Below are 19,680 nucleotides of genomic sequence, written 5' to 3' on the forward strand. Positions count from 1 at the left end.
ATAGTCTTCCGCAGTGCGATAAATAGTGTCAGACTATCGCCATCATTAAAACACTCCGCTTTACCTATTAAGCGTCGTCTGACATACTGACTCCACTTTCCAACCACTCCGAAAGAGGACTCAGCAAATGCCGATCATCAACAGTCAAGTCAAACCGTTCAAGGCGCAGGCTTATCACAACGGCGATTTTCATACCGTCACGGAAGAAAGCCTGAAGGGCAAGTGGTCGGTGTTCGTTTTCTACCCGGCTGACTTCACGTTCGTGTGCCCGACCGAACTGGGTGACCTGGCCGACCGTTACGACGAATTCAAGAAGCTCGGCGTCGAAATCTACAGCGTGTCGACCGATACGCACTTCACGCACAAGGCATGGCACGACACGTCGGACACGATCCAGAAGATCAAGTACCCGATGATCGCTGACCCGACGCTGGCAATCTCGCGCAACTTCGACGTGCTGATCGAAGAAGAAGGCCTGGCACTGCGCGGCACGTTCGTGATCAACCCGGAAGGCGAAATCAAGCTGGCCGAAATTCACGACAACGGCATTGGCCGTGACGCCGGCGAACTGCTGCGCAAGGTGCAAGCTGCGCAATACATCGCGGCTCACCCGGGTGAAGTGTGCCCCGCCAAGTGGACGCCGGGCGCAGAAACGCTGACCCCGTCGCTCGACCTGATCGGCAAGATCTAAGGTCTCACGACCTTTCGTAGTCGGCGCCTCGCGGCGCATCACCGTGCGGATCGCTTTTTACAGGGATTCGCACGTGCCCGGGCCGCACCCGTCCTATCCGGATGCGTGCGGCGCCGGGAACCCAACACCCATCGTCACGGAATCGAATAGCCATGCTTGATGCCAATCTCAAGACTCAGTTGAAAACGTACCTCGAAAAGGTTAGCAGGCCTATCGAGATCGTCGCGTCGCTCGACGACAGCGCAAAATCGCAAGAGCTGCTGGCATTGCTGAACGATATCGCGACGTTGTCGGAGCGCGTCAACGTGATCGAGCGTCGTGGCGACGCCGAGCGTAAGCCGTCGTTTTCGATCGGCGAGCCGGGCAAGGACACGGGCATCCGTTTCGCCGGTATTCCGATGGGTCATGAATTCACATCGCTCGTGCTTGCGTTGTTGCAGGTGGGTGGTCATCCGGTCAAGCTCGAAGACGCCGTGATCGAACAGATCCGCAATCTCGACGGCGACTATCAATTCGAAACGTATTTTTCGCTGTCATGCCAGAACTGCCCGGAAGTCGTCCAGGCACTGAACGTGATGGCGCTGATCAATCCGCGCATCCGCCACGTGGCGATCGACGGCGCGCTGTTCCAGAACGAAGTCGAAGCGCGCCAGATCATGGCGGTACCGACCATGTTCATGAACGGCGAAGTGTTCGGCCAGGGCCGCAGCGGCGTGAAGGAAATTCTCGCGAAGCTCGACACCAACGCCAGCGCGCGTGCCGCGAAGGAACTGGAAAAGAAGCCGGTGTTCGATACGCTGATCGTCGGCGGCGGCCCCGCGGGCGCGGCTGCGGCGATCTACTCGGCGCGCAAGGGTATCGCGACGGGCGTGGTGGCGGAGCGCTTCGGCGGTCAGGTGCTGGACACGCTGGCCATCGAAAACTTCGTCTCCGTGACGGAAACCGAAGGACCGAAGTTCGCCACGGCGCTCGAGCAGCACGTGAAGACTTATGAAGTCGACATCATGGACGTGCAGCGTGCTGAAGCGCTGATCCCGGGCCGCATCAACGAAGTGCGTCTGGCGAACGGCGCGGTGCTCAAGGCCAAAACGATCATTCTGGCGACGGGCGCACGCTGGCGCGAAATCAACGTGCCGGGCGAGCGCGAGTACCGCAATCATGGCGTGGCGTACTGCCCGCACTGCGACGGTCCGTTGTTCAAGGGCAAGCGCGTTGCGGTGATCGGCGGCGGCAATTCCGGTGTCGAAGCGGCGATCGATCTGGCGGGTATCGTGCGTGAAGTGACGCTGCTCGAATTCGGCGCCACGCTGCGTGCCGACGAAGTGCTGCAACGCAAGCTGCGCAGCCTCCCGAATGTGACCGTCATCACGCAGGCCCAAACCACGGAAATCACCGGCGACGGCAAGAAGGTCAACGGTCTGGTCTACAAGGATCTGCGTTCGGGTGAAGTGAAGCAGATCGAACTGGAAGGCGTGTTCGTGCAGATCGGTCTCGTGCCGAACACGGAATGGCTCAAGGGCACGGTCGAGTTGTCGAAGCACGGCGAGATCGTCGTGGATGCACGCGGCGCGACGTCGGTGCCGGGTGTGTTCGCCGCCGGCGACGTGACCACGGTGCCGTTCAAGCAGATCGTGATCGCCGTGGGCGAAGGCGCGAAGGCATCGCTCTCCGCGTTCGATCACCTGATCCGCAATAGTGAAGAAGTGGAAGTGGTTGGTGAAGCTGAGGTTGCAGTATCGGTTTGATGCAGTTGTGTGAGTAGTGGAAGTAGACGGCGGCCTTTGGGCCGCCGTTTTTATTTGGCCTTGGCGCCGCCTCAAAACAGCCGTTTCATTCATCCGCTCGACCCCATACCGCGCCTGTCGCGCCCGTGCTCCCTCCGTTTGGAGACTTCCGCCTGGCCAGATTCCTTGGCTATCCAGCCAATCAGGCCATATAAATCCGGGAGTCGGAAAGAAGAACAGTCCCGCCGGCCCATGCGCGCACGATACCGCCATGCGCAGGCACTGGGCGGGCTACACAAAAAAAGGAGAGAGACAATGGCAACATCGCAAGCGGCCCCCGCGCGCTGGGTCGACGGCAAGCGCTATCTTTGGCTGCTCGGCGCGCTGACAATCACGCTGCCGCTGCACGCCGCAAACCTTGCCCTGCAAACCGGCTGGCACATTTTCTGGTGGTTCGGCCCGATCTTCGTGTTCGGCATCATTCCGGTACTCGACCACCTGATCGGCGACGACCCCGGCAATCCGCCCGAGCACATCGTCTCCACGCTCGAAAAAGAGCGCTATTACCGCCGCGTCGTGTATCTCGCCACGTTCATCGAATATGTGTCGTTCTTCGGCGCGGTATGGATCGTGGGCACGCATGCAATGACGTGGTACGACTATCTGGGCTTCGCGCTCTCGCTCGGCGCGGCGACCGGCGTGTCGATCAACACGGCGCACGAACTCGGCCACAAGACGGACCGCTTCGAGCGCTGGCTCGCCAAAATCACGCTGGCGCCGGTCGCTTACGGCCACTTCTTCGTCGAACACAATCGCGGGCATCACGTGCGGGTGGCGACGCCGCACGATCCCGCCAGCGCGCGCTACGGCGAATCGTTCTGGGCCTTTTTGCCGCGCACGGTATTCGGCAGCATCGCGTCCGCATGGCGGCTCGAAAAGCAGCGCCTGGCGCGTCTCGGCAAGTCGCCGTGGACGTGGCGCAACGAGGTGCTGCATTCGTGGGCCATGACCGTGGTGTTGTGGGGCGCCATGATCGCGCTATTCGGCACGACCGTGGTTCCGTTCCTGCTGATCCAGGCGGTGTACGGTGCGTCGCTGCTGGAAGTGGTCAACTATCTGGAGCACTACGGTCTCGGCCGCAAACAACTCGCGAGCGGCCGTTACGAGCGTTGCCAGCCGCAGCACTCGTGGAACAGCAATCGCATCGTCACCAATCTCTTTCTGTATCAGCTGCAGCGTCACGCCGATCATCACGCGAATCCGACGCGTTCATATCAGGCGCTGCGTCACTTTGACGGCGCGCCGCAACTGCCGTCGGGCTATGCCACGATGATCATGCTCGCGTACGTGCCGCCGCTCTGGTTTCGCGTGATGAATCCGCGCGTCGTCGCGCACTACGGTGGCGACATGGCGCAGTCCAATATTCGACCGGCCATTCGCGAGCGCGTCCTCGCGCAGTTCGCGGGCTAGTGCGAACGGTTCGACGCGAAAAAAAGCCGCCCGCCATCGAACCGGGCGGCTTTCTTGGTGGCGCACCGAACCGCCTCGCACCGCTCAATACAGCAACATCAGCGCCGATCGATCGAATACTTCCCGGCGCCCGTCACACACAACAGCAACAGTCCGCCGATGATGCTGATGTTCTTGTAGAAATGAATCATATTGTCGTACTGCACCGCGCCAGTCATGTTCCAGTAATGATGGCCAATAAACGCGGTGCCGAGCGTATAAACCGCGAGCAGCAACGCAAGCGGCCGCGTAAAGAAACCGACCAGCAGCGCGATACCCACGACTAACTCCATCACCACGGCGATCGCCGCCGACAACTCGGGAACCGGCGCGCCGCTCGACGTCATGTAAGCCACGGTGCCGGAGAAACCGGTGAGCTTGGACCAGCCGAACATGACGAACAGCACCATCAACAGAACGCGGGCGACGAGAATCACCGCGTCTTTCTGATTTTCAAACAGCGTATAGCGCATGATTTTCTCTCAGCAGGTAGGTGGCGGCTCGCCGGACTGTTTCCGGCGAGCCCGTACTTAGCTCATTCGGCCGTTCAAGCCCACAATTCCGACATCTCGATGTTGCGCAAGTCGAACACGAGGACTTCCGCATCGTGGCCGTGCGTAAAGGTTAGCGCTTCTTCGCCGCGCACACGCGCTCCATCGCCTTCCTTGAACTCGACGCCGTTCACAGTCACGCTGCCGCGCGCCACGTGGACATACGCATAGCGGTCGCTCGCCAGTTCGAGCCGCGCCGTTTCATCGCCGTCGAAGAGACCCGCATAGACCCGCGCGTCCTGCTGCACAGTCAACGAATCGTCCGCACCGTCCGGCGAGATCACGAGGCGCAACACACCGCGCTTCTGGTCCGCGCCGAAGTGACGCTGCTGGTAACGCGGCGTCGTACCTTTTTGCCCCGGCGCGATCCAGATTTGCAGAAAGTGCACCGGGTCGCTCTTCGAATGGTTGTATTCGCTGTGCGCGACGCCGGTTCCCGCGCTCATCAACTGGATGTCGCCGGGCACGATCACCGAGCCGGTGCCCATCGTGTCCTTGTGCTCCAGCGCGCCTTCCAGCACGTACGAAAAGATTTCCATGTCGCGGTGCGGGTGCTTGCCGAAGCCCTGCGCCGGCGCGACGCGGTCGTCGTTGATCACGAGCAGGTCGGAGAAGCCGTTCTGCTTCGGATCGTGATAGTTAGCGAAGGAAAACGTATGACGCGAGCTGAGCCAGCCGTGCTCCGCGCGGCCGCGTTGATTGGCGTGTCTGATTTCAAGCATCTTTTTTCTCCTTGGGTTGTGCGATCCGGCCAGATGTTTGTCCGCGATCCATGAATGAGAGTGTAGGTCAATCCACACCGGTATAATCGCCGTGGAATCGGAAACACTGTCACTGTGGAGTGGACAATACGATGCAGCTCGATGATATGCGGATCTTCGTCGCCACCGTCGACGCGCACAACTTCACGGCCGCCGCCAACCGGCTGTCGCTGTCGAAGCAGTTCGTCAGCCGCCGGGTGATGGCGCTGGAAGAAACGCTCGGCGTGCAGTTGCTGATCCGCAATACGCGCAAGCTGGCGGTGACCGACCTCGGGCAGGAGTTTTACGAGCGCGCCAAACGTATCCTCGGTGAAGTGGAAGACGCCGAGCAGGCCATGTCGCTGCGGCGCGCCGGGCCGCGCGGGCTGCTGCGCGTGAGCGCGCCGATGTCGTTCGGCATGGCGCATCTGTCGCCGCTGGTGGCGATGTTTCTGCGCGAGCACGGCGACGTGCGCTTCGAGATGGAATTAAGCGACCGCACTGTGGACGTGGTCGGCGAGGGCTTCGACATGGCGATCCGGATCGGCGCGTTGCCGGATTCCACGCTGATCGGGCAGAAGCTCGTGGATATCCGGATGGTCGCCTGCTGCAGTCCCGGTTATGTGCGGCGGCGTGGCGCGCCCAAGGCGCCCGGCGATCTGGAGCGCCATGCGTGTCTGTTATACGGGCACGGCGGGGCGGTGAGCTGGGAGTTCGTCGTCGATGGCGTGACGAAGGGCGTCGAGGTCCACGGTCCGCTACGCGCCAACAATGGCGAACTGGTGCGCGATGCGGCCGTTGCCGGCCTGGGGATTGTTCGGCTTCCTGATTTCATCGTCGCCGATGCACTCAGAAGCGGCCAGCTCGTGCCGGTGCTCGAAGCATTCCTGCCCACCGCCACGAGCGTCTACGCGGTGTATCCGCAGCACAGGCAAAGCTCCCTCACGATTCGCGCGTTCGTGGAATTCCTGAGGGAGCGCCTGAGGAAGCGCCTGGCTTAGCCGTTGCGGAAAATGAAGCTGTAGCCGTTCAGCGCGGGCACGCCGCCGAGGTGCGCGTACAGCACGCGTGAACCTTCGGGGAATTCGCCGTTGCGCACCATCTCGCTCATGCCGTGCATGGATTTGCCTTCGTAGACGGGATCGGTCAGCACGCCTTCCAGGCGCGCGCACAAGCGAATCGCTTCCAGCGTGCCGTCATTCGGCAAGCCGTATTCCGGGCCGCCGAAGCGCTCGTCGAGCACCACGTCCTTGCTGGTGATATCGCGTCCAAGACCGACCTGTTCCGCGGTTTCCTTCGCGATGCGGGTGATCTGCTCGCGCGTCTGCGCGGGCTTCGCCGAAGCGTCGATACCGATCACACGCTCGGCGCGGCCGTCATCGGCGAAACCCACCACCATGCCTGCCTGCGTGCTGCCGGTCACGGAACACACGACGATGTAGTCGAACTTGAAGCCCAATTCCGCTTCCTGCTGGCGAACCTCCTCCGCGAAACCGACGAAACCGAGTCCGCCGAGCGGATGGTCGGAGCAGCCGGCCGGAATCGCATACGGCTTGCCGCCGGCGGCCCGCACGCTTTCCAGCGCATCTTCCCAGCTCTTGCGAAAACCGATGTCGAAGCCGTCCGCGACGAGGCGTACGTCGGCGCCGAGAATGCGCGACATCTGGATGTTGCCGACCCGGTCGTAGACCGCATCCGAGTAGTTCACCCAGTTCTCCTGCACCAGCACGCACTTCATGCCCAGATGCGCCGCCACGGCGGCCACCTGGCGGGTCTGGTTCGACTGGATCCCGCCGATCGACACGAGCGTGTCGCAACCCTGCGCGAGCGCTTCGGGGATCAGATATTCGAGCTTGCGCGTCTTGTTGCCGCCGAAAGCAAAGCCGCTGTTGCAGTCTTCGCGCTTCGCATACAGATGCACTTTGCCGCCGAGGTGGTCGCTCAGGCGCTTGAGCGGCTGGATCGGCGTCAGCCCGAAGGTCAGCGGGTAACGAGGGAATCGTTGCAGGTTCATGGCAGCTCCGTGGTCGGGTAGGTGGGACGCGAACGGCATCCGGTCGCGTTCAACAAATGGTAGGGAAAACAGCTGGAAATGAGCTTGCAAAAAAATTGGCTTAGACATACTTTTGAAACACCAAAACCGTGATGCGCTTAAGAAAGCGACCGTATAGGAACCCATGAACGCAACAAAAATTCGCAGCACCCCGACAGTGGTCGCAACCGCCGCGGTCCCGGCCGATCCGCTGCAGGCGCTCGACCGCATCGACCGCGCGATCCTGCGGCAGTTGCAAACCGATGCGTCGATATCGAACGTCGCGCTCGCGGCGAAGGTCAAGCTGAGCGCGCCGGCGTGTTTGCGGCGGGTGGAGCGGCTCAAGGAGTCCGGGCTGATCCGCGGTGTCGTCGCATTGATCGACCCGAAGGCGGCGGGGGCGGGCATGCTGGTGATCATCGGCGTGGTGCTGGACCGCTCCACGCCAGAGTCGTTCGCCGAGTTCGAGAAAGCGGCGCAGAAGGTGGCCGGCTGCATGGAATGCCACGTGGTCACCGGCGAATTCGACTACTTCATGACGATCCGCACGCGCGACAGCGACAGCTTCAACCGCCTGCACGCGGAGCAGTTGCTCTATCTGCCGGGAGTCCGGCAGATCCGCTCGTTCATGGTGCTCAAGGAAATCCTCTCGACCACGAAATTTCCGCTGTGATTGTGATTGTGATTGCGATTGCCATTGCGGCAGCCACCGTGACACGAAAAGACGCGCATGCTGTCATTTATCCCGCTCTCGTGCGACCAAGCATCGGACCACTCGCGGGCGGCGCGGTCAGCGCCGGAACGGGTGAACGGTACGCATTTTCCGGAGCGATCATCATGGATTGCAACAGACGGATATTCTTCAGGTTGATCGGCGCACTGTCGTTGACCGGCGGCGCCTCGATGTGGCGCACGGCGCGCGCGGCACAGCCAGTGCAAGGGGCGCAACCAGCTCAAGCGCCAAACGGCAGCGCGGCAGCCGCCTACGAGGTCACGCACAGCGACGCCGAGTGGCGCAAATTGTTGACCGACGCGCAATACCGCGTGCTGCGCGACGCGGGCACGGAGCGCCCGTTCACCAGTCCTTTGAACGACGAGCACCGCGCCGGCACGTTTGCCTGCGCAGGGTGCAAACTGCAGCTCTTCTCGTCGAAGACCAAGTTCGACAGCGGCACGGGTTGGCCGAGTTTCTGGCAACCGCTCGATCACGCGGTCATCACGCATACCGACAAGTCTTTCGGCATGACGCGCGACGAAGTGCTATGCCGGCGCTGCGGCGGCCACCTCGGCCACGTGTTCGACGACGGCCCCAAGCCGACCGGTCTGCGCTACTGCATGAACGGTCTGGCGATGACATTTACGCCCGCATCGGGCGCGTGAGTTCAGCGAAGCAGGGTGACCCATATGATGAAGTTCGAAAAACGCATTGACGGCAAGCCGGCGCGCTCGCGCGTGGCGGCGATTTCACTCTCGGTCGGATTCGGCGCGCTCGCGCTGCTGCTGGCACAGCGCGTGGCGTTTTCATCGGAGGCCGCCGTCGTGATCGCGCCGCCGGCGCTCGACGAACCGGTGTCCGCCACGACCGCGCACGAAGAAACCGCGGTCTTCGCGGGCGGCTGCTTCTGGGGCGTGCAGGGCGTGTTCCAGCACGTGCGTGGCGTCACGAAGGCCGTCTCGGGATACTCGGGCGGCCAGCGCGACACCGCGCAGTACGAAACGGTCAGCGGCGGCGAGACGGGGCACGCGGAGTCGGTGCAAGTCACGTTCGACCCGACCAAGGTCACTTACGGCCAGTTGCTGCAGGTGTATTTCTCCGTGATTCAGGACCCGACGCAATTGAACCGCCAGGGACCGGATAGCGGCACGCAATACCGCTCGGCGGTGTTTCCGCTGAACGACACGCAGCGGCGCGTCGCGCAAGGCTATATCGCGCAACTCGACAAGGCGCGCGCCTTCCCGGCGCCGATCGTCACGAAGACCGAGCCGTTCAAGGGCTTTTATCCGGCCGAGTCGTATCACCAGAACTATCTGACGCTGCATCCCAACTCAGCGTATATCGCGATCAACGACATGCCGAAGGTCGCCAACCTGAAACGTCTGTTCCCGAATCTGTATCGCGACAAGCCGGTGCTGGTCGAAGCATCGCAGTAGGCCACGTGTGTGCCGGCGCCGCTTCGTACGGTGCCGGACGTGTCTTGTTCATTGCATCCGCATCTGGATCCGCGCATTTGCGCCCTTGTCTTCCGCCAATCCGAGCCCGTTCTCCAGCGACTAGGCCCGCATTTTGCACTAGTGCGTCCATCGGCAAATCTTTCGTACCGCTCTGTTCAGACAAATGCCCCTATTTACAGGCTTCTGATCAAAGTGGGTCGTGTGATTCGCCGAGCAGTGCGTGTCAATCACTGAAAAAATTACATGCCGTAAGTAGCAACGCGGTGGTCGCCCGGGTGCTTTTTGTCCCTAGCGGATCCCGGGGCGAGAACATAACCCCTTCGCGATATGCGAGATCGGAGGCTTCTGGTGTTTAACAGCCGTAGAAAGCGGGGCGGCAAGCTCCGCAATAAACAAACAGGCATCGCGGCAACTTCTCTCGTCGCCGTAGCCATCGGCGGCATCGCCGTCGTACCGGAACCGGCCTCGGCGCAAACGCCCTCGCCACTGGGCGAATGGCAGTACTCGGTCGGCATTCCACTCCAGAAGATGTGGCAGCCCAATGTGCCGGACTGGCAGGTGCGGGTTGGCGCGGCGACGTCGTTCCAGCCGCGCTATGAGGGTTCCGACCGGTATCACCTGATGGCGGGACCGAGCATCGACGTGCGCTACAAGGATCTGTTCTTCTTCTCGAGCGGCGAGGGTCTCGGGGTCAACTTCGCGCAAGGCGAGAACTGGCGCGCAAGTCTTGCCGCCGTCTACGATCTCGGACGCCGCGGTCACGACGACCCGCAAGAGTTGGACGGCCTCGGCAATATCAACCTGGCGCCGGGCGTCAAATTGTCCGGCGAGTATGTGGTCTCGAAGGATTTCCCGCTCGTGCTGCGTGCGGACGTCAGGCGCTATTTCGGCGGCTCGAACGGCTGGATCGGCGATCTTGGCGCCTATATGCCGATGCCGGGCAGCACCAGGAAGTTCTTCTGGTTCGCCGGTCCGAACGTGACGCTGGCGGACTCCACTTACATGAATAGCTGGTTCGGCGTGAATCAGACTCAGGCGGCGAATTCGAAATACTCGCAGTACCACGCGAGCGCGGGCTTCAAGTCGGTGGGCTTCGGCATTAGCGCCGTGTGGCTGTTCGACAAGCACTGGTTCGCCACCGCGGACGGCGCCTTCCAGCAACTGGTGGGCAGCGCGGGCAATAGTCCGGTCACGCACCGCAAAGCCAATGGCGTAGCCGATATTTCGGTCAACTACCGCTTCTGATCGCGCGCTTTGGCGCTTCCATGAATGACGGCGGCGCGCGTTCCGCGGCGTGCCCGCCGCTTCGCGCGTCCGGCATCGCTCATATATCAGCAAGCGTGAATAACGACGAACCAACGCGGGTATATCGATTGCTGCCTTGTTTCGGTGCGTCAGCCCGGATTTCCCCACCGGCACGCCCCCGAACGCAAGGAGCAGATTCTCATGGCAGGTAAAACGACTACACAGAAGCCCGCAGCGAAGAACGCGCAGGCGACGAACCCGCAAGCCGATCCGAAATCGAAGGATCTCGAACAGTTTCGAGTCAGTCCGGAAGGCCAGGCGCTGAGAACCAATCAGGGCGTCAAGATCTCCGACAACCAGAACAGCCTGCGCGCCGGTCCACGCGGCCCCTCGCTGCTCGAAGACTTCATCATGCGTGAGAAGATCACGCACTTCGACCACGAACGCATTCCCGAGCGCATCGTGCATGCGCGCGGGTCGGCGGCGCACGGCGTGTTTCAGGTGTACGAGTCGATGAAGGAATACACCAAGGCCGCGTTCCTGCAGGACCCCGCTGTCCAGACGCCGGTCTATGTGCGCTTTTCCACGGTGCAGGGTCCGCGCGGTTCCGCCGACACGGTGCGCGACGTGCGCGGCTTCGCCGTGAAGTTCTACACGCAGGAAGGCAATTACGATCTGGTCGGCAACAACATGCCGGTGTTCTTCATTCAGGACGCCATCAAGTTTCCCGACTTCGTGCACGCGGTCAAACCGGAAGCCCCGAACGAAATGCCGACCGGCGGCTCCGCGCACGACACCTTCTGGGACTTCGTCTCGCTGGTGCCCGAGTCCGCGCATATGGTGTTGTGGACCATGTCGGACCGCGCAATTCCGCGCAGCCTGCGCACCATGGAAGGCTTCGGCATTCACACGTTCCGTTTCGTGAATGCGCAAGGCAAGGGACGCTTCGTCAAATTCCACTGGCGCCCGGTGCTGGGCTCGTATTCGCTGCTGTGGGACGAAGCGCAGAAACTGGCCGGCAAGGATCCTGACTTTCATCGGCGCGATCTGTGGGAGTCGATCGAAGCGGGCAACTTCCCCGAGTTCGAACTCGGCGTGCAGATCATCGAGGAAGCCGACGAGCACAAATTCGATTTCGATCTGCTCGATCCAACCAAGCTGATTCCGGAAGAACTCGTGCCGGTCAAGATCATCGGCAAGATGACGCTTAACCGTAACCCGGACAACTTCTTCGCCGAGACCGAACAGGTGGCGTTCCATCCGGGGCATATCGTCCCGGGCATCGATTTCTCGAACGATCCGCTGTTGCAAGGCCGTTTGTTCTCTTACACGGACACGCAGATCAGCCGGCTGGGCGGCCCGAACTTCCACGAAATTCCGATCAACCGGCCGGTGTGCCCGTTCAATAACAACCAGCGCGACGCGATGCACCGCCAGACGATCAATGTCGGCCAGGCCTCGTATGAGCCGAATTCGCTGAGCGGCGGCTGGCCGAAGGAAACCGATCCGGCGCCCTCCGACGGCGGTTTCGAAAGTTATCAGGAGCGGGTGGAAGGCACCAAGATCCGTGTGCGCAGCGAATCATTCGCCGATCATTTCTCGCAGGCCGCGCTGTTCTACAACAGCATGTCGCAGCCTGAGAAAGACCACATCGCCGCGGCCTATCAGTTCGAACTCGGCAAGGTGACGAAGCCCGAGATTCGCGCGCGCGTGGTGAACGAGATTCTCGCCAACTTCGACGCGGGACTCGCGGCGCAGGTGGCCGAAGGGCTCGGCTTGCCGGCGCCGAAGAAAGGCACGGCCAAGCTGACCGGGCCCAAGGAATCGCCGCGCTGAGCTTGCTCAACCGGGTGCAGCCGGGCATCAAGACTCGCAAGATCGCGTTGCTGGCCGCGCCGGGTTCCGATGGCGCCGCCATCAAGAAACTTCAGCAGGCGCTGCAAGGCGAGGGCGCGACACCCATGCTGATTGCACCGACGCTCGCCGCGATCGACGGCATGGCGCCGGACGCCACGATTGCCGGCTTGCCGTCGATCATGTTCGACGCGGTGATCGTCGTGGGCGGCGACAAGGGCGCGAAGACGCTCGCGCAGTCCGGCGACGCACGGCATTTCGTGCTCGAGGCGTTCAAGCATCTGAAGGCGATTGCGGCGATCGGCGCGGGACGTGACGTGCTCGCTGCCGCGCACTTGCCTGACAACGCCGACGGCGTTGCCACCGGCGACGACAAGCAATCCGCCGACGTGCTGAAGGCCTTCATCAAGACGGCCGAGCAGCATCGCGTGTGGTCGCGGGCGAAGCAGGCCGAGACCGTGCCGGCCTGAGCGTGCGGTGAGTCGTTAAAAGACCTGGCCGGTTCGCACCGGCCAGGTCTTTTTTATGTTGCAGCGGAAAGAGCCTAAAGAACGTAGAGAACGTTAAGGATCTACCCGCGCGCCATGCAGCCGATGCGTATTCGTCGGCGCGGCGGCGGAAGCGGCGGAAGCGGCGGAAACGGCAGCCGCCGACACGCCCGCCAAACCTTCGGGAATATCCCACCTTCAGCCGATCTGCCCGGCCTTTTTGAAGTGGCCTCCTAGCGTACTTTGCGATTCGTTTTCTGAGGCGTCCCCCTTATTCGGCGAAGCTTCGTGGGTGGATGCGGACCTTGAGCAGTCACGGCACGACAGGCCGCGACCATCGCCAGTTTATGTGCGATGACGGAGCATCACCGTGACGCTATCGGGTGACGTACGCTGGACCTGCAATGGACGTGCGTACAACGCGTGCTTTTCAAGGAGAACGCATCATGCAGGTAAGCGGACGGTCTTTATACATACCGGTTGTTTCGCGTGAGGAGTCAGACATTCAGCGCGATTGGCTCTCCCCCGAACAGCCTCAGGCAGATTCTGCACCTTCGGTGCCGGACAAGATGTCTCTGCGGTCCGGGGCGAAGATGGGAGTGACTCGGGAACGGCGACATGCTGCACCCCCAGGAGAGCGAAGGCCGGATTCACCTTCGCAGCAAGTGCCGGCAGGCGGTGGTGCCGGGACGGCCGGGGACACACAGACTTCCCAATCGATCGGGCCATTGACCGATCACGGTCAGGGCGTCTTCACCCGGCGAACAGCCAATGGTCATTACGTGTACGTCAAAGGAGGTACGTGGCTCAACCTCGATCCCGCTCAAGTCACGCAGATCATCACGGACCGCTTCGCACGGCTCGGACACACCGTTCTCGCCATAGAGACGAAGCTGCGGTCCGGAAAGCAGCTCACGACAGACGAGGTCACCGCGCTCAGGCGATTCGGCCTGATAGCCGGTTACCTTGCCTTTATCGACCCGGCAATGATGCGGATGCTGATCGATCCTGCTCCCGGCAACGACGACGTGCAGATACAGTACATCGGCGGCGTGAAGGTCAGGACCGACTATACGCTGAAAGAGGTGGCCGAAATTACTTCGGACGCCTTAAGAAAGCCGTTTTCTTCCTTCGTCAAGAGCGCGCAGGACATGGCCAAAAAACTCAACGAAGGGGAGGCGCTCACGGCCGAGGAAGCTGAAAACGTCGAGCGATACGCGGGGCTGGTCGATCAGTTTACTGGATTGACGCCGCAGGGCCAGGCCATGCGCAGTGCGGGCACGCTCATAGATGGGCTCATCGAAACAGTCGAAGGCCGGCCGCTAACAGCCGAACTATCGGAGGGAATAATGAATACCCTGAACACACGGCCTGCCATGACTGGGGCGCTCGGAAGCGGGACACGGACGGTCCCCGTCAAGGGGCGTCCTGCGTCAGTTCCTCCCGTCAGGCCGGGAAAGAGATTCAAGGATCCTGTGCGGTTGCCCGACGGTCGTACTGGGTATTTTTTGGGTCCAACGAAGCCGCCTCGTCTGGCAGTGCCAGGGCGGGCCGGCACTTCGGGAGTCGGAAGAATCCGCGGGGATGCTCGGCCTGGTAGCCGCGAGGCCAAAAAGCTGGCCGGGAAAGGGCCGATCAACCTTCGCCCGTTATCGGATTCGCCGGTAAATCAGGAACGCATTCGCAACCTGCGTATTCCATTCGGATACTATCGGAACGACAGGGACGTGCATATGAACGAACCGCGCGACGTCACCGAATCCACCTATGAGGATCGACGCGACGTTGTGACGGTTGGTACGCCTGAGGAAGTCACCTCATGCGACAGCAAATCACGGCTCAATACCGGCAAGGCATGGGACAGAAAGGGCAAGTCCCTTAAGAGAACGGACGAAATAATCAAGATCGATAATGGCCGGGAGGGGGTTGGAGCGATTGCGGTGCCGTTTTCGAAGATTCCGCCCGGCGGGTCCGTTATCGTGACGTCTGGAATGCTGAGCGGGTGCTCCGTCGTGATGGCGGCGGATCGAGATGGCTTCTACGTCTACCATGCGGGATCCGATCGCGGTGGTCCGGGCTGGCAAACCGCCACCGATGGCGCGGTGGCAATCGCTACCGCCCATAACGCGATGCGGCCCGACAGGCGTGTGCCGGTGGCGCCGACAGCAGGCAGTGAGAATCTTGTTGCTGTGGGGGACGCCTATCCGTTCTCGGTGATTGTCCACAATAGTGAGTCCCCGATAGTGCAACCGGGAACATCCAGCAGCCGCGTCAACAATATGACGACCTTCAATTATCACGAGTCCGACCCGAAGAAGTCGACAATCGGCACAGCTGAAGCCGTCATAACGAAGGACATGAACGGCGATGTGTTTGTGCACGTATGGGCTGAGAAGGGAACACTGGGTAAGTCGAAGTCTTCGGGTAATGCGATGGAAGTCGCGTACAAGATGGACTACGGGCACTCGAGTCAATATTCGACCGCCGCGCCTCAACCCAATTGATGCGCGTCCGGAACGTTCGATGCCGTTACGCGGGGAGTCCTGCAAAACGGGCTATCGCCTGAAGCGATCTGCGCAATTTTCCTCAATGTGTTTTCGATGGCGCTGCAACTCGTCGTGCGCCGTCGAAAACCGAGGCCGCGCTTGCGGTAGCGAACCGGCAGCGCTCCGACATGAAAAGTGCTCGTGGATGAACTCGTTGAAGCGCGATAGTTCTGCGTATCGGGATAGGTATAGCGACTTGAATTCTAAACCGTCGGCCCTTGCAACCGACGCGGTTTCCTACTCGGATTAACCGCAACTGACGCCGCGCAGATCGACAATACGCGGACGGCAGCGGCAGCAGCGAGAACACGGACTCGTGGTCGCACCCGGGTCGCGGCGCAGCACGCGGATTTGCATTCCTCGCGCGATGACCCACATGGGTGGCGCAAAGGTGCGCGAGTCGGCAACAGGCCCGTCCAGCAAGCCTAAACTGCCATGTACACGTCTCAAAAACAAACCCATCCTGTATGATTACGCGCGTCGCTTCGCGAGAGAATGAATCACGCGAAATACCCGAAAAATATTCCGAATCGACTTGATTCGCCACGCCGAAGACAGAAAAAATGACCGGATCCCAGGCCGTCGACCAGAATCGTTTTCGCAGCATCCTTCGTCGCAATATTGCCTTGCCCCTGGGTGTCGGCCTGGTCACGATGGCCGTCTTCGTCGGCCTGATTGCCTACCTTGTCTCGACCATGAACTGGGCCGAGCATTCCGAGCGAGTGATCGGCCAGGCCAATGAAATGCTGCGTCTCGCGGTCGATCGAGAATCGTCGATGCGCGGCTTCCTGATCACGGGCGACGAAACTTTCCTCACGCCGTACGAAACCGGCGGCCCGCGCTTCAAGACGCAGATTGAAGCCTTGCAGGAGATGGTCGCCGACAACCCGCCGCAAGTCGAAAAGCTCAAGCAGATCCAGGCGATCCAGCAACGCTGGAGCCGTTTCGCTGAAGAGATGATCGACGCGCGCCGTCGCAATCAGAACTTCGAGGCCGCAGTGGCGAGCGGGCGCGGCAAGATCGAATTCGACGAAACGCGCCGTGAATTCGGCGATTTTCTCGATGTCGAGTTGCGCCTGCGCCAGGAGCGCAGCGAAGCCACGCGCCGCGTCACCACCACGCTGGTGAGCGTGTTCCTGCTCTTCAGCCTGGGCGTGAGCGGCCTGCTCGCATGGATGGGCCGCCGCGAATTGATGAGCCTGTCGGCCTCCTATGACGGCGCGTTGCGCCAGCAGGCCGAACAGACCGAGATGCTGCAGGAGCAGGTGTGGTTGCGCTCCGGGCAGCGCCTGCTTGCTGAAAAGGTAGTCGGTCAAACCACCTCGCCGATGGTCGGCCGCGCCATGCTCGACTTTCTCGCGCAATATCTGGACGCCGTCGTGGCCGCGCTCTATGTGCGCGATAAGCAGCACGGCACGCTGCGCCGCATCGCAACTTACGGTTTTAGCCGCGAAAGCGAGCAGGCCGCCGCGCGCAGTTTCGCCGAGGGCGAGACACTGGTCGGCCAGGCGGCTTTGGCGCGCCGCACGCTGGTCTTGCGCGACGTGCCGGCGGATTACGTGCAGGTGGTGTCCGCGACCGGCAAGAGCGCGCCGAAGAACCTGCTCGTCATGCCGATTGAAAACGACGGCCAGGTCAACGGGGTCGTCGAACTGGGCTTCATTCGCGAGCTGGGCGTGCGCGACCAGGAATTCATGGAACTGATCGCCAGCAGCATGGGCGACTTCGTCGAAGCCGCGTTGTACCGCGAGCGTCTGCAGGACGCGCTGGCCGAAACGCAGCAGTTGAACGAAGAACTGCAGGTGCAGCAGGAAGAATTGCGCGTCTCCAATGAAGGACTCGAAGAGCGCGGCCGTGCGCTGATGGAATCGCAGACGCGTCTGGAAGCGCAGCAAGCCGAGCTCGAACAGACCAATGTGCAACTCGAAGAATACGCGCAGCGTCTCGAGCGGCAGAAGTCCGATTTGCTGCGCGCGCAGGACGATCTCGCCGCCAACGCGGCGCGCCTCGAACAGTCGAGCCGCTACAAGTCCGAGTTTCTCGCCAATATGTCGCACGAACTGCGCACGCCGCTCAATAGCTCGCTGATTCTCGCCAAGCTGTTGCAGCAGAATCGCACCGGCAATCTGACCGAAGAGCAGGTGCGCTACGCGGAAACGATCCACGCGTCGAACAGCGACTTGCTGGTGCTGATCAACGACATTCTCGATCTGTCGAAGGTCGAAGCCGGTCAGGTAACGGTCGAACTCGAAACCGTGTCGATCGACGCGACCCTGCAGGCGCTCGAGGAAACCTTCAAGCCGTTGGCCGGCGCCAAGCATTTGAGCCTTGCGTTCGACCGCTTGCCGGGCACGCCGGACACCTTCATCACCGACGGCCAGCGTGTCACGCAGATTCTGCGCAACCTGCTTTCGAACGCGGTGAAATTCACCGAGCGCGGTGAGGTGGCGCTGTCCGTTGCGCCGGCTGAAGGCGGCACGCTGCGCTTCGACGTGCGCGATTCCGGCATCGGCATCGCGGCCGACAAGCTCGATATGATCTTCGAAGCGTTCCAGCAGGCCGACGGTTCCACCAGCCGTCAATACGGCGGAAGCGGGTTGGGTTTGTCGATTTCGCGGGAGTTTTCGCGTTTGCTGGGCGGCCGCATCACCGTCGCCAGCGAAGTCGGCAAGGGCAGTGTGTTCACGCTGTGGTTGCCGCTCGATGCGGAGGCGGCGCTGAGCGCAAGCCAGGACGCGCACCACGCAGCGGCGCCGGCGTTAGCTCCGGCTCAGACACCGGCTGGCGCGCAGGCCGTGGCCGAACCGCTGCTGGCGCACCCACCTTCGGGCCGCAGCCAGCCCACCGTGATCACGCCGGCCAACGGCCTGACTAACGGCTTAACCAGCGGCAACTCGCCCGAAGCTACGCACGGCCCGATTGCCGACGACCGCGACAACCGCACCCGCGCCGGCCGCTTGATCGTCGCCGTGGAAGACGATCTCGCCTTCGCCGAAATCCTGCGCGATCTGACGCATGAGCTCGATTTCGACTTCGTCCACGCCAGCAGTGCCGCCACCGGTCTCGCCCTCGTGCGCGACATGCGTCCCGCGGCGGTGCTGCTCGACGTCGGCCTGCCTGACCGTTCCGGCCTGACCGTGCTGGAGTGGCTGAAGAACGATCCGCTCACGCGCCACATTCCGATCCACATCGTCTCGGCCACCGATCACGCCGACAAGGCGCTGCACCTCGGCGCCATCGGCTATACGCTCAAGCCGACCGCGCGCAGCACGATGGAAGCCGCGATCCGCCGCCTCGAAGCGCGTCTGCAACAGCGCCTCAAACGCGTGCTCGTGATCGAGGACGACGCGCCGATGCGCGAGAGCATCCGCGCATTGCTGCAAAGCGAAAACACCGAGATCGTTGCAGTCGCAACCTTGGCCGAAGCGCTGGAGTACTTGGCGAAGTTCAGCTTCGACTGCGTGGTGACCGATCTCGCGCTGCCCGACGGCACCGGCTACGATCTGCTCGAACGGCTTGCCGCGAACACCGCGCATGCCGCGTTGCCGGTGATCGTCTACACGGGCCGCATGCTGTCCGACGAGGAAGAGCACCGCCTGCGCCGCTATTCGAAATCGATCATCATCAAGGGTGCGAAGTCGCCGGAGCGCCTGCTCGACGAAGTGACGCTGTTCCTGCACAGCGTGGAGTCGTCGCTCGCGCCCGAGCAGCAGCGCATGCTGCGCACGGTGCGTCAGCGCGACAATGCCTTCGAGGGCCGCACGATCCTGCTGGCCGAAGACGACGTCCGCAATATTTTCGCGCTCTCGCACGTGCTGGAGCCGCTCGGTGCGAAACTGCAGATTGCGCGCAACGGCCGCGAAGCGCTCGAAGCGCTGGAAAGCGGCCCCGAAGTGCATCTGATCCTGATGGACATCATGATGCCGGAGATGGACGGGTTGACCGCGATGGGCGAGATTCGCCGCGATCCGCGTTTTGCTCATCTGCCGATCATCGCGCTGACGGCGAAGGCCATGGCGAACGACCGCACGCGCTGCCTCGAAGCCGGCGCGGACGACTACGTCTCGAAGCCGATCGACGTGGACAAGCTGGTGGCGCTGTGCCGCGTCTGGTTGCGGCAACGGTAGA

The 19,680-nt window shown here is 61.9% G+C and carries 13 protein-coding genes and 1 pseudogene; 11 read left to right on the forward strand and 3 right to left on the reverse strand.

Translation table 11 applies throughout. The annotated features are described in order from the left end of the window. Positions 1-127 precede the first annotated feature (127 nt). The 3 genes from ahpC (at position 128) to PQR54_RS07315 (ending at position 3,885) form a co-directional block, all read left to right on the forward strand. The gene (gene ahpC / locus PQR54_RS07305; RefSeq protein WP_116145125.1) at positions 128-691 is read left to right on the forward strand and encodes an alkyl hydroperoxide reductase subunit C; all 564 of its coding nucleotides are present in this window, start codon (positions 128-130) and stop codon (positions 689-691) included. Between the two features lie 152 nt (positions 692-843). Then, entirely contained in the window at positions 844-2,436 is a 1,593-nt protein-coding gene (gene ahpF, locus PQR54_RS07310; protein ID WP_408244723.1) for an alkyl hydroperoxide reductase subunit F, read from the forward strand. Between the two features lie 294 nt (positions 2,437-2,730). Beyond that, on the forward strand, positions 2,731-3,885 hold the full coding sequence (locus PQR54_RS07315; RefSeq protein ID WP_408244724.1) for an alkane 1-monooxygenase: 1,155 nt from the start codon (positions 2,731-2,733) through the stop codon (positions 3,883-3,885). Positions 3,886-3,983: 98 nt separating this feature from the next. Here PQR54_RS07315 and PQR54_RS07320 read toward each other — a convergent pair whose 3' ends face one another. Continuing rightward, positions 3,984-4,397 carry a DoxX family protein gene (locus PQR54_RS07320; protein WP_408244725.1) on the reverse strand — a complete coding sequence of 138 codons (414 nt, stop codon included), beginning with the start codon at positions 4,395-4,397 and terminating at the stop codon, positions 3,984-3,986. 74 nt (positions 4,398-4,471) lie between these two features. Next, positions 4,472-5,197, reverse strand: coding sequence for a pirin family protein (locus PQR54_RS07325; RefSeq protein ID WP_408244726.1), 726 nt, complete (start codon positions 5,195-5,197; stop codon positions 4,472-4,474). A 131-nt stretch (positions 5,198-5,328) separates the two neighbouring features. On the opposite strand from PQR54_RS07325, the gene PQR54_RS07330 reads away from it, so the two are divergent. Continuing rightward, positions 5,329-6,216 (forward strand): LysR family transcriptional regulator, encoded by an 888-nt coding sequence (locus PQR54_RS07330; protein WP_408244727.1) that lies wholly within the window; start codon positions 5,329-5,331, stop codon positions 6,214-6,216. Here PQR54_RS07330 and PQR54_RS07335 read toward each other — a convergent pair. Further along, positions 6,213-7,229, reverse strand: coding sequence for a 1-aminocyclopropane-1-carboxylate deaminase (locus PQR54_RS07335; RefSeq protein ID WP_408244728.1), 1,017 nt, complete (start codon positions 7,227-7,229; stop codon positions 6,213-6,215). The two genes, PQR54_RS07330 and PQR54_RS07335, sit on opposite strands and share 4 nt — an antisense overlap. Positions 7,230-7,392: 163 nt before the next feature. Here PQR54_RS07335 and PQR54_RS07340 point away from each other — a divergent pair, with 163 nt between their 5' ends. The 7 genes and pseudogenes from PQR54_RS07340 to PQR54_RS07370 all read left to right on the forward strand — a co-directional run bounded on the left by PQR54_RS07340 (position 7,393) and on the right by PQR54_RS07370 (position 19,679). Continuing rightward, entirely contained in the window at positions 7,393-7,920 is a 528-nt protein-coding gene (locus tag PQR54_RS07340; protein WP_408244729.1) for an Lrp/AsnC family transcriptional regulator, read from the forward strand. Positions 7,921-8,084: 164 nt separating this feature from the next. Further along, positions 8,085-8,627, forward strand: coding sequence for a peptide-methionine (R)-S-oxide reductase MsrB (msrB, locus tag PQR54_RS07345; protein ID WP_408244730.1), 543 nt, complete (start codon positions 8,085-8,087; stop codon positions 8,625-8,627). A 27-nt stretch (positions 8,628-8,654) separates the two neighbouring features. Then, positions 8,655-9,398, forward strand: a complete 744-nt coding sequence (gene msrA, locus PQR54_RS07350) for a peptide-methionine (S)-S-oxide reductase MsrA (protein WP_408245008.1) — start codon at positions 8,655-8,657, stop codon at positions 9,396-9,398. Between the two features lie 369 nt (positions 9,399-9,767). Continuing rightward, positions 9,768-10,664, forward strand: a complete 897-nt coding sequence (locus PQR54_RS07355; RefSeq protein WP_408244731.1) for a MipA/OmpV family protein — start codon at positions 9,768-9,770, stop codon at positions 10,662-10,664. A gap of 201 nt (positions 10,665-10,865) precedes the next feature. After that, positions 10,866-12,988, forward strand: a pseudogene (gene katE, locus PQR54_RS07360) (catalase HPII). Between the two features lie 746 nt (positions 12,989-13,734). Beyond that, positions 13,735-15,510: a cytotoxic necrotizing factor Rho-activating domain-containing protein gene (locus PQR54_RS07365; protein ID WP_408244732.1), complete on the forward strand. Its 1,776-nt coding sequence runs from the start codon at positions 13,735-13,737 to the stop codon at positions 15,508-15,510. 605 nt (positions 15,511-16,115) lie between these two features. Beyond that, entirely contained in the window at positions 16,116-19,679 is a 3,564-nt protein-coding gene (locus PQR54_RS07370; RefSeq protein ID WP_408244733.1) for a response regulator, read from the forward strand. Position 19,680: the final 1 nt, after the last annotated feature.

The sequence above is a fragment of the Paraburkholderia phytofirmans genome, assembly GCF_046028095.1.
In the GTDB taxonomy this organism is placed as follows: domain Bacteria; phylum Pseudomonadota; class Gammaproteobacteria; order Burkholderiales; family Burkholderiaceae; genus Paraburkholderia; species Paraburkholderia phytofirmans_A.